The following is a 12,469-nucleotide window of genomic DNA, read 5'->3' as shown; positions in this document are numbered from 1 at the left end:
GTGTCGTACCCCCTCGGTAGCGTCTCGGGCGTTGCTGGTACGAGGAAGGGCGGGGCGTCGTGGGCATGAGTCTGGTCGGGTGCCGGGTGGGGCGGGCGGACTACGAGGCCGTGCTGGCCGATGCTCGGCGGGCGCAGGCGCTGCTCCACGGTGATGCGGCGGGGGCCGGGCTGGATGTGGACAAGGCGTGGCACGGCATCCACTATCTGCTGACGGGTTCCGAGTGGGAGGCCGGGCCGGGGGCCGGGGCGGCGGTGCTCGGCGGGGAGGTGCTCGTCGCGGAGGGTGTCGACGGGCCGCCGCGGCTGCTCGGGCCCGCCGTGGTGCGGGAGGTGGCGGCCGGGCTCGCGGCGGTCGATGTGGCCTGGCTGCGTGACCGGTTCGACGCGGAGGAGCTGACCGGCGCCGGGATCTATCCGGCCGTCTGGGACGACGAGGATTTCGACGGCTACCTGCTGCCGCATTTCGAGGAGTTGCGCGAGTTCTACCGGGCGGCCGCGGCGCAGGGCGAGGCGGTCCTGCTCGTCATCTCGTGAGCCTCAGTCGTAGATCAGGGCTGAGTCGGCCTCGACGGTGTCGGCGGGGGCCTTCACGGTCACCGGCTTGCCGTGCGCGGAGAAGGTGGTCTTCATCGTCACCGGGTCGCCGGAGCTGGGCTTCAGGGTGAGGCCGATCGCGGTGACCACGCCCGCGTCGTTCGTGGTCAGGGTGAAGTCGGCGCCGGTCGAGGGTCAGGGAGTGGCGCACGGCGGCATCATAATCATCGACGCAGATGAACAGCGGGCGTCACAGAGGCGAAACCTCGAGGCGTGCCTGACTGTTACAAGTAACACATGCGGATGTCTCGATCCCGGGGTTGCGCAGGGTGCGGGTGAGGTGACATCTTTGCCCGGCGCCGCGGCACCGATGCCTGTCTATGCCGGCGCGCATCTCAACGGGGGATTTCTCACATGCCACACGGCGGTCTTCGGCGTGCCCGGACAACGGCGCTGACCAGAAGCTTCCATCTCGGACTCGCGGCGGGGACCGTGGTTCTGCTGACCGCGGGCACCGCGCAGGGCGGCACCACGGCCGTGCAGCTCAACCCGCGGCCCCTGGCCGCCAAGGCGCACGAGGCGAAGCCCGCGCCGGAGCAGCGCTGGGGCGACGCGTCCGGCCTGGACCCGGTCGCCGGGGGCACGAGGAAGAACACCTGGAACCCGCAGTCGCTGCGCGCGAAGTACCCGCTGCGCAAGACGCCGCAGGCCCCGGCGAACGTGGCCGAGGTCAAGCCGGCGCCGGCGAAGGCGCGTACCGGCTTCCAGCCCGGGGCCAGCAAGGAGCTGCCGGCCGAGCGCGGCGCGCACGAGCGCACGTACGCCAACGCCGACGGCACGCAGACCACCCAGTTCTCCGCCACCCCGCTCAACTACCGCAAGGCCGACGGCACCTGGGCGCCCGTCGACTCCACGCTGCGGGCCGACCCGGCCGGCGGCTGGCAGCGGGCGACCGACGCGGTGCCGCTGCACCTGGCGAAGAGCGCGGACGCCGCCGAGCTGGTGCGCGTGACGCTGCCCGGCGGGGGAGTCCTCGCCTACGGCGCCGAGGGGGCGGCCCCGGCGGAGGCGACGGTCAGCGGGGACACCGCGAGCTACCGGCAGGTGTGGCCGGGCGTGGACGTGGAGCTGCAGGCGCAGGCCGGCGGGGTCAAGGAGACGCTGGTCCTAGGCTCGGCACGCGCCCCGGACACGTACGTCTTCCCGCTGCGCCTGACCGGGCTGACGGCCACGCTCGACAAGGGCACCGTGCTGTTGCGCAACGGCGAGGGCGCCACGGTCGGCACGATCCCCGCCGGGTACATGGTGGACGCCAAGTCGCGGATCTCGCACGCGGTGTCGTACACCCTGGGCAAGGACGACACGCTGCGGGTGACCGTCGATCGGGGCTGGCTCACCGCCCCGGAGCGCGCCTTCCCGGTCCGCGTGGACCCGCCGGTGCTGGCCAACGGCGCGGCCACCGAGAGCCTGGTCGTGTCGAGCACCGGCTCGCGCGGCGGCGGTGACACGCTCGAGGTCGGCAAGAAGGGCAGCGTGAGCTCGGCCTCGTACGTCCGGTTCCCGGGCCTGGTGTCCAGCCTGGCGCACGAGACGATCTTCAACGCGCAGCTCAGCCTCGTCGGCTACGACGCGCCCTCCTGCAAGCCGCGCCCGGTGACCGTCCACCCGGTGACCGGCTCCTGGTCCTCCAGCACCAGCACGACGTACCCCGGTCCCGCGGTGGGCGCCGCGATCGCCTCGAAGTCGTTCGCGCAGGGCTACGTCGCGGTCGGGCAGTCGGCGTCGTCGTGCCCGGTCACCGGCACCGTCTTCGACCTCGGCACCAAGGGCCGCGATCTGGTGCAGGGCTGGGTCGACGGCAAGGCGGACAACGGACTCTCGCTGCGGGCGCCGGTCTCCGACACCGGCGCGTGGAAGACCATCGCCGGCCCGGCCTCGGCCAACCCGCCGACCCTGTACGTGACCCACACCCCGTACAACGCGAAGTACTCGATCCCGGACCCCACGCCGAAGCCCGCCGTGCTGCAGAACCAGGCCGGCAAGGTCAAGGTGACGGTCACCAACAAGAGCGCGATGGACTGGTCCACGAGCGGCTACCGGCTGGTCTACCGGCTCTACAACGCGAAGACCAACGCGCGGATCGGCCAGTACGTCGCCGGCTCGCTCACCAGCACGCTCGCCCGCGGCGCGACCACGTCGATCGAGGCCACGATCAAGGCGCTGCCGATCGGCGACTACCTGATCGACTTCAGCATGGCGACCAGCGGCGGCAAGGTCTTCACGGACGAGAACGTGCCGCCGGCCCGCATCGGGCTGGCCGTGCGCAACATCGACCCGACGGTCCAGGACGTCTACCCGCCGAACGGCTACCAGTCGCCGACGCTCACCCCGCAGCTGTGGGCGCAGGCGATCGACCTGGACGCCCCGCCGAAGCAGACCCTGCAGTACAAGTTCGAGTACTGCGCCACGACGGCGGCCGGCGACCCGACGGGCTGCACCACGACCGCGTACCAGGCGAAGCAGTCGTACACGATCCCGGCCGGCAAGCTCAGCTGGAGCAAGCCGTACGTCTGGCGGGCTTTCGTCAAGGACAACGCCAGCGAGGTCGCGACCGACCGCTCGACGCTGATCACCACGATCCCGCAGCCCGAGATCACCTCGCGGGTCGCCAACGCCCCCTACGGCACCTCGGACCGCGAGTTCGACCCGGACATCGGCAACTACAGCACCGCCGCCGTCGACGCGACCGTCGCCACCGCGGGCCCGGCGCTGAGCGTCGCGCGCACCTACAACAGCCTCGACCCGCGCCGCGACCTGCTCTTCGGCGAGGGCTGGATGACCCAGGGCGACATGCGCATGGCCGCGGACGCCGACGGCTCGGGCAACGTGCTGATCACCTATCCGGACGGCCAGCAGGTGCGCTTCGGCAAGAACGCCGACGGTACGTTCGCCGCACCGCTCGGCCGCACCGCGCAGCTCTCCCTCAACACCACCACGAACCTGTACGTGCTCAAGGACGTCAAGGGCACCACCTACTCGTTCCGCTCGGGCGGCGACGGCAAGATCGCCTCGATCGCCGACAAGCACGGCCGGCTGCTGCAGTTCACCTACACCACCGCCGGGCAGCTGGCGAAGATGCAGGCGAAGAACGGCCCGAACGCCACCACCGGCCGTGCGCTGACCTTCGGCTGGAACAGCACCAACACCCACGTCACCAGCGTCAGCACCGACAAGGTGGACGGGCGCACGCTCACCTGGACGTACGAGTACACCGGCGACACCCTGACCAAGGTGTGCGCACCGGGGGCACAGGTCTGCACCCGCTACGCGTACAGCGCGGGCTCGCACTACCGCAGCAGCGTGCTGGACAGCGACCCCGACTCGTACTGGCGCCTGGGGGAGAAGGCCGGCAGCGCGTCGGCCGGCAGCGAGATCGTCACCAACCTGGGCAAGGACGCCGCCACCGTCAAGAACGCGACCCTCGGCGCCGCCGGCGCGCTCGCGGGCACGGAGAACACCGGCGCGCAGTTCAACGGCAGCACCTCGGTGATCGAGCTGCCCCGGGGCGTGGTCAAGCGCAGCCGGGACATCGCGGTCGAGCTGTGGTTCAAGGTCGGCCGGACCGAGACCGGCGGCCCGCTGATCGGCTACCAGGACACCGCGATGGACGCCACCGCGACCTCCGGCGTCCCGCTGCTCTACGTCGGCACCGACGGCAAGGTCTACGGCCGGTTCAAGACCACCAGCACCACCGCCGCGCCCCTGACGACCGGCCCGGACATCCGCGACGGGGCCTGGCACCATGCCGCTCTCTCCGTCTCCGGCGACGTCCAGACGCTGTACGTGGACAAGGTCAAGGTCTCCAGCACGACGCTCGGTGCCCTGGACCACAGCCTGCTCACCTACAACCAGGTCGGCGGCGCCCAGGCCACCACGGGCACCGGGACCTGGACCAGCTACGGCAGCTCCGGCAAGCGCTACTTCAACGGGGGCATCGACGAGGTCGCCGTCTACGGCCACGCGCTCAGCGACCAGACCGTCGCCGCGCACTACGGCCTCGGCAAGACGGCCGCCGACCAGCTGGCGAGCGTCACCATGCCCAGCGGCAAGACCGCCGCGGAGGCCGTGTACGACACCGACACCGATCGGATCAAGGAGTACACCGACGGCAACGGCGGCACGTGGAAGATCGGCATCCCGACGGTCTACGGCGGCGACACCGACCTGCGCCGCTCGGTCGAGGTGCTCGACCCCGCCGACCGGCGCTACCTGTACGAGTACGACGCGCTCGCCGGTCGGCTGCTGCGCTCGGCCTCGCCGCTGGGCATCGCGACCCGCCCGGAGGACCAGCCGCTGCCCAGCGCGGCCCCGTCGCCGTCACCCACCGAGATCTGCAGCTCACCGGACCCCGGCGACCCGCAGTTCTGCACCACCATCCCGGGCGACGCGGGCGGCCCGATCTTCGACGAGAACGAGCTCACGGGCTCGGTGCTGCGCTCCTTCGGCTACGACGACAAGGGCCGGCAGAACAAGATCGTCAGCGAGACCGGCGACGTCGTCACGATGACCTTCGACGACCGCGGCAACGTCACCTCGCGGACGTCGTGCCGGGCGGCGGGCAGCTGCCAGACGACGTACACCGATTACACCGCGCCGAACTCGAGCAACCCCTTCGACCCGAAGAACGACCTGCCGGTCACCGTCCGCGACCCCCGCTCGACCGGTGCGACCGACGGCAAGTACGCCGCCACGACCGAGTACACCAGCCTCGGCGACGTCGCGAGCGAGACCGATGCGACCGGCAAGATCACCACCACCTACACCTCGGGCAACGAGGCCGCGTTCGGCAACTCCGCGCTGAGCCAGCCGCCGGGCCTGGTCAAGACGAGCACCGACGCCGCGACCAAGGCCACCGCGTTCAGCTACACCGCGGACGGCGACCTCGCGCAGGTCACCACGCCGACCGGGCTGATCACCCAGAGCACCTTCGACGCGCTCGGCCGCAAGGTCCAGGACAAGGAGATCTCGGACACCTTCCCGGACGGCGTCGTCACCACCTACGCCTACGACGACCTGGGACAGCTGCTCACCACGACCGGCCCGGTCACGACCAACGCGGTCGACGGCACCAAGCACCAGGCCGTGACCAGCAAGACCTATGACCTGGACGGCAACGTCGTCAAGACCGTGGTCCGCGACGCGCTGGACGCCGGCGAGCCGGAACGCGTCACCACGATCGAGTACGACGACTTCAACCACCCGACGCGCACCGTGAGCCCCGAGGGCGACGAGCAGACCGAGGGCTGGGACAAGTTCGGCAACCGCACCTCCGTGGTCGACGGCAACGGCAACCACTACGAGTACGCCTACACGGCGCGCAACGCCCTCGCCGAGGTGCGGCTCTACGACTGGCGTGACGGCGGCGCGGACTCCGGCGACGACTACGTGGTGCTCAACTCCTACGCGTACGACTTCGCGGGCCGCATGGCCGTGCAGCTGGACGCGATGGGCCGCCGCGTCGAGTACACGTACTACGGCGACGACCTGCTGCAGAAGAAGGTCCTCAAGAACTTCCACGACCCGGACGGCAAGACCCGCGACCTGGTCCTGGAGGACAACCAGTACGACGCCGCGGGCAACCTGACCCGCCAGGCGCTGTCGAACGGCGTCGAGGTCACCACCAACGAGTTCGACAGCGCGGGCCGCCCCACGGTCACCACGCAGGACCCGAACGGCGTCGCCCGTAAGACGACGTACGCCTACAACGCGCTCGGCAACGTCACCACGACCACCACGACGGGCAACCCGGTCAACCTGGACTGGTCGGAGAGCACGGTCAGCAACGTGCTGACCAACGTCTACAACGCCAAGGGGCAGCTCGAGCAGGAGAAGGTCACCGACGGGACGAGGACGCAGGTCACCTCGTACACGTACGACCGCAGGGGTCTCGCCCTCACCAGCAAGGACCCCAACGGCAACGTCGTCACCTACAAGTACGACGAGAACGGCGACCGGACCTCGACGACCGCGCCCGCCGTCGCCGTGGAGACCGGGGGCAACCCGGCCCAGACGGCCAGCCCCGTCGTGCTCACCGGGTACAACGCCTTCGGCGAGGTCGTCGCGAGCAAGGACGCGCTCGGCAACGTCTCGCGCACCACGTTCGACCGGATGGGCCGCGTGGTCGAGTCGACCGGCCCGCTCTACACGCCGGCCGGGGGCGCGAACACCACGGGAGCGCCGACCACCAAGGTCACGTACGACGCGCTGAACAACGTCGTGGCGAGCACCGACACGCTCGGGCACGTCACGCACTTCACCTTCGACCGGCTCAACCGCCTGGTGACCAAGGATCTGCCGGGCTCCTCGGACGACGAGCGGCTCGTGTGGCACTACACCTACACCCGGACCGGCAAGGTGCTCTCCAGCACGAGCCCCACCGGGATCCGCACCGAGGCCACCTACGACGACCTCGACCGGCAGGTCACGAGCACGCAGTTCGAGCGCAAGCCGGTCGCGGACACCTTCACCCGCACCATGACGTACGACGACGCGAGCAACGTCGTCGCGGTGACCTCGCCGTCGGGCCTGACCACCACCATGACGTACGACAAGGTCGGCGACCTGCTCTCCACCACCGACCCCGCCAGGACGACCACCAGGCTGGGCTACGACGGCTTCGGCAACAACGTGCGCCAGACCGACGGCGCCGGGCGCACGACGCGCCGCATCTACGACGCCTTCGGGCAGGTCAGCGCGGAGCTGGACCTCAGCCCGGCCGGCGCGGAGCTGCGCCGCGAGACCTACGAGTACGACCTCAACGGCAACGTCACCAGCCGGACGAGCGCGCTGAAGAAGAAGGTCACCTTCGAGTACAACGCGCTCGACCAGCTCGTGAAGCAGGTCGAGCCCACCGGCGCGAGCACCTCGATCACCACCACGTTCGGCTACGACGCCGCGGGCAACCGGACGCGGTACACCGACGGGCGCGGCTACTCGACGTACTACACGATGAACGCGCTGGGCCTGCCCGAGTCGGTGATCGAGCCGTCCACCAAGGCGCATCCGGCCGCGGCGGACCGCACGTGGACGGTGGCGTACGACCTCGCGGGCCAGGCCACGCAGCTGACCGCGCCGGGCGGGGTGGTGCGCAGCCGGACGTACGACGCGGCCGGGCGGCTGACCACGGAGAGCGGCACCGGCACGGGCGTCAAGGCGGCCCGCCGCGGCCTCACGTACGACAACGAGGGCCGCACCACCGTCGTCACCTCCGACGGGTCCAACGCGAACACCTTCAGCTACGACGACCGGGGCAACCTGCTCGGCGCCTCGGGCGTGTCCGGGACGTCCTCGTTCACCTACAACGACGACGGCAACCTGCTCACCCGCACCGACGCCGCGGGCACCGCGACCTTCGGCTACAAGGACGGCCGGGTCGACACCATGAAGGACGGCGCGTCCGCGGTCACCCAGACCCTGCGGTACGACGCCGGCGGCATGATCGCCCGGGTGGACTACGGCGCCGGCCGGGTCCGCAGCTACGGCTACGACGACCTCGGCCGGCTCGGCACCGACACGCTCAAGAACACGTCGGGCGCCACGGTGTCGTCCATCGGCTACACCTACGACCTCGACGACCACCTGACCGGCAAGAACACCACCGGCACGGCGGGGGCGGGGACCAACAGCTACACGTACGACGACGCCGGGCGGCTGACCTCCTGGACGTCGGGCTCGGGCAAGGTCGAGTACGCCTGGGACGACTCGGGCAACCGGATCAGGGCCGGGGCGAAGACGGCGACGTACGACGAGCGGAACCGGCTGCTCGGTGACGGGGACTACACGTACTCGTACACGGCGCGCGGCACCCTGGCCGGCCGGACGAGCTCGGGGCTGACCGACGCGTACTCGTTCGACGCGTTCGACCGGATGGTCGGCGCGGAGGGGGCGACGTACGTCTACGACGGCCTCGACCGGGTGCTCAACCGCAACGGCCAAGTCCTCGCCTATGCCGGGGTCGAGCAGGACACCGTGTCGGACGGCAAGGAGAAGTTCGCCCGTGGCCCGGACGGCTCGCTGCTCGCCGTCTCCACGCAGACCGACGGCGCCAAGATGGTCGTCTCCGACCAGCACGACGACGTGGTCGCCGGCTTCGGGGCCTCCTCGGCGCTGACGTCGCTCGACTCGTCGACGGCCTACGACCCGTACGGCAATCGCGTCGCCTCCGCCGGCACCCAGTCGGCGGCCGGCTTCCAGGGGGACTGGACCGACCCGGACACCGGCCAGGTCGACATGGGCGCCCGCTTCTACGACCCCGGCACCGGCACGTTCACCAGCCGCGACACGGTCACCTACACCTCGGGTGACTCGATCCTGGCGAACAAGTACACCTACGGCGCGGGCGACCCGCTGTCCAACAACGACCCGACCGGCAACTGGCCCTCCTGCGGCTGGTGCAAGCGGGCCGTCAGCGCGGTCGTCACCCCGATCGTCCACGCGGCCACGACGGTCTACCACGCGGCTGTCTCCGCGGGGAGCTGGCTCGTCAACCAGGCGCGTGCGGCGGCGTCCTTCGTGGTCCGCACGGTCGTCAACGTCGCCAAGAGCACCTACCACGCCATCCAGCGGGCCGGCACGGCATTGCGGGCCAGCTACGACAGATACGTCAAGCCGACCCTCGCCCGGGCCCAGAACTGGGCGGCGCAGAAGGCGGCGGCCATCCATCAGGCCGCGGTCCGCGTCAAGGACAAGGCGAAGGCGGCGATCAGCTCGGCCGTCCAGCACGTCTCGCTCAAGAGCCTGGGCAACGCGGTCAAGAGCCAGCTCAAGGCCGGCCTGAAGGCCATCACCATCAGCGTGGCCGCGGCCCTGCCCGCGGTGACGCAGAGCTTCAGCAACGTGGTCCAGGACTTCAGCTCCGCCGCCGCCGACCTCTACGCCGGCGCGGTCAAAGCGGGGAACGCGGTCGTCTCCGGCGTCCAGAAGGCCGGCGACTGGGTCGTCGACCACAAGGCCGAGATCATCGGCGGCATCGCCGGCGCGGTCGTCGGCATCGGCTGCGGCGCCCTCATCGGCGTCACCGGCGTCGGCGCGGTCGCCTGCGCCGCGGCCGGCGGCGCGGTCGGCTCCCTGGTCACCGACCTCGTCGAGGGCGGCAAGGGCTGGAAGGAGATGGCCGCCGACGCCCTCCTCGGCGGCACCATCGGCGCCGTCCTGGGCCCGCTGTCCTCGGTCGGCGGCTCGGCCATCTCCGGCGCGGCCCGGGGCCTGCTCAGCGGCGGCGTCCGCGAGGCCCTGTCGGTGAGCGGCTCGGCGGCGACCAGCGCGCTGAAGTCCTTCGGCTCCCGCCAGGTCGGCGGCGTGGTCGGCAAGGCCCTCGCCAACCGCTCGGCCGGCTCGGCCGGCCGCGAAGCCGTGGAATCGGCGGGCGCGAGCGCACGCCAGACCATCGACGACGCGGCCCCGGAACCGACCAGCTGCCCGTGGCCGAACAGCTTCGCCCCGGGCACGGCGGTCCTCATGGCCGACGGCACCACCAAGCCCATCGAACAGGTCAAACTGGGCGACAAGGTCCTGGCCACCGACCCGACCACCGGTCGCACGGAAGCCCGCGTCGTCACCGCGCTCATCATCGGCAGCGGCACCAAGCAGCTGGTCGACCTGACCATCGCGGCCGACGGCGACCAGGGCACGATCACCGCCACGTCGGGCCACCCCTTCTGGGCGCCCGACCTGGGTAAGTGGGTCAAGGCGGGCGAGCTGCAGGCCGGCTCGATGCTCCAGACCGGCGCGGGCACCTACGTCAAGGTCACCCAGGCCGCCAAACGCACTGCCCAGGCCACCGTCCACAACCTCACGGTCGACGGCCTCCACACGTACTACGTCTCGGCCGCCGGCACCTCACTGCTCGTCCACAACGCCTGCTCGCCGGAACCGGGCAAGGCCGGTGACGGCGACTCGCTCGACGATTACGCGACCGCCAACCGGGGGCGCAACGAGGACGAGACGCCGATGTTCGTCTCCGAGTACACCTCGCCGTCAGGCACTCGGTACTTCGGCCGGACCACGGACGGCGGAGTCGACATCGCCCCCGGCTCTGAGCTGGATGATGTGCTGCGGGGCCGGCACACCGGATGTGCGGAGGTCTGCGCGCTCAACGAAGCCTTCAAGGCGGAAGGGCCCGGCGCGCTGTGGGGCGGCACCTTCAAGACGCTGCGCGTGCGTTCCCTGAACTCGCCCGAGCCGAGCAACACCTGGGCACACCCGTGTGAGGATTACTGCCAGCCGATGATCCGGAGAATCGCTGGGGCGTGGTCATGATGCGAGAAGAAGTCCGGCAGGCCTTGATCGCGGCGGGGTGGACCGCCGATCGGCAGATCGATGTTGCCGATTGGGTGCGACGCTTCGAAAGTCAGGGTTTCACCATCAACGAGCCGACGCTGGCCGCTTGGCGTGAATTCGGAAACCTGCGGGTACGGCGAAACTCCGTCGACCGCCCGTCCTCATTTCTCTTCGACCCGATCGATGCTTCGGACGGACTGGTGGGCCGGGCGAAGCGGCTCTCGGACGACTACGGGGAAAATCTCTCACCGCTCGGCATGTGGTCCGTCCAATACCCCAGCTACATGGCGGCAAGCGGATGGGTCATGGCGATCGGGCCGGGGTGGGACTGGGAACTCGGGCGGACCCTCGACGACATGTTGGACCTGGTGGCCATGGGCTTGCGCGACATCAAGTGCATCCGGGTCACCCATCCCGGTGCGGCGCCGTTCCCCGACCCGACGAAGTCTCCTTGAGCGCTCCGCCACCGAAGGTGCTGGTGGAGTGATCGAGCTCCCAATGATGTGCATCGTTTTCAAAGAACGGGGAAATGGTGAAGAGAATGATAATCGGCCGGGTGGTCGCTGCCCTGGTGGTGGCGGTTGCCGGGGTGGGCGTCGGGGCTACCGCGGCGGAGGCGGCGATCACGCCGGCTGCCGGAATACTGATCAAGATTGCCAACGCCGATAAGTGTGTGAATGTCAAGGGTGGCAGTCTGCTGGACAGTGCGGCGATTATTCAGCAGGCGTGCAACGACAGTTTTACGAGCGAGAAGTGGCGGGTCGTGCCCAAGGCCGGCGGCTACCAGATCGTCAACAACCTGTCCGGCAAGTGCTTGAACGTGCCGAACAGCCAGACCGCCAACGACGTGCAGATCGTTCAGTACACGTGCAATGACACGGCCACGAACAATCTGTGGAAGATCGAGCCCGTCGCGGGCAAGACGACTCTTCGCGTCCGCAGCGTGGGCACCAGCAAGTGTCTGAGCGTGAAGGGGAACGGGTCGGCGGATCAGACCTCCATCGTGCAGTACACCTGCTCCACGGCGGACACCGGGCTGAACCACCAGTTCTACTTCCCGCCGGCGGCGGCGACCTTCACGGCGCTGGAGCCGCAGGTGAAGGGGCCGATCGTGGGCGTGCAGGGCGGTGCGGCCGCCGGGGCGGCGATCGGGCCGATCGTGTACGCGTACACCAACGACGCCGGGCATGTGTACCGCGCGTACCAGGAGAACCCCGACATCACCTCGGGCATCACGTGGGAGGCGCTGCCGGCGCTGGACCAGTACGCCGGGCACCCCACCGTGGCGGTGCAGGCCGACGGGCGGGTGCAGGTCGGCGTGCGCGGGGCGGTCGACGGTGACCTGAGCCTGTCGACGCAGGCGACCAAGGGGCAGAACATGTTCGGGGCGCTGGCCGACGTCGGCGGGTCGAGTGCGTCGCAGCCGGTCACCGGGAAGCTGCCCGACGGCAAGCTGGTCACGTTCGCGCTGGTCGGTGGCAGCCTGTGGCACCTGCCGCAGGACGGGACCTACCTGCCGTACGGCGCGTGGCGGCAGATCGGCGGCTCCGGGCTGGTCGGTGAGCCGGCGCTGGTGACCGTGCGGGACACGAAGT

General features: G+C 70.3%; 5 protein-coding genes. 4 read left to right on the top strand and 1 reads right to left on the bottom strand.

Features of this window, described 5'->3' with window-relative positions; genetic code table 11:
• Positions 1-65: 65 nt before the first annotated feature.
• Positions 66-536 (top strand): YfbM family protein, encoded by a 471-nt coding sequence (locus RBH18_RS20645; protein ID WP_306210202.1) that lies wholly within the window; start codon positions 66-68, stop codon positions 534-536.
• 3 nt (positions 537-539) lie between these two features.
• Here RBH18_RS20645 and RBH18_RS20640 read toward each other — a convergent pair whose 3' ends face one another.
• Positions 540-686 carry a hypothetical protein gene (locus RBH18_RS20640; protein WP_306210200.1) on the bottom strand — a complete coding sequence of 49 codons (147 nt, stop codon included), beginning with the start codon at positions 684-686 and terminating at the stop codon, positions 540-542.
• Positions 687-1,028: 342 nt separating this feature from the next.
• Here RBH18_RS20640 and RBH18_RS20635 point away from each other — a divergent pair, with 342 nt between their 5' ends.
• The 3 genes from RBH18_RS20635 to RBH18_RS20625 all read left to right on the top strand — a co-directional run.
• Positions 1,029-10,853, top strand: coding sequence for a polymorphic toxin-type HINT domain-containing protein (locus RBH18_RS20635; RefSeq protein WP_306210198.1), 9,825 nt, complete (start codon positions 1,029-1,031; stop codon positions 10,851-10,853).
• Positions 10,850-11,329 (top strand): SUKH-3 domain-containing protein, encoded by a 480-nt coding sequence (locus RBH18_RS20630; protein ID WP_306210265.1) that lies wholly within the window; start codon positions 10,850-10,852, stop codon positions 11,327-11,329. Before RBH18_RS20635 ends, RBH18_RS20630 begins: the two co-directional genes overlap by 4 nt.
• Before the next feature lie 101 nt (positions 11,330-11,430).
• A partial coding sequence (locus tag RBH18_RS20625) for an RICIN domain-containing protein (RefSeq protein ID WP_306210196.1) occupies positions 11,431-12,469 on the top strand: 1,039 nt, incomplete at its 3' end.

The organism is Actinoplanes oryzae (assembly GCF_030757795.1).
GTDB lineage: Bacteria > Actinomycetota > Actinomycetes > Mycobacteriales > Micromonosporaceae > Actinoplanes.
Note: the sequence above shows the minus strand (reverse complement) of the source record. Positions and strands in the feature narration are given on the sequence as shown.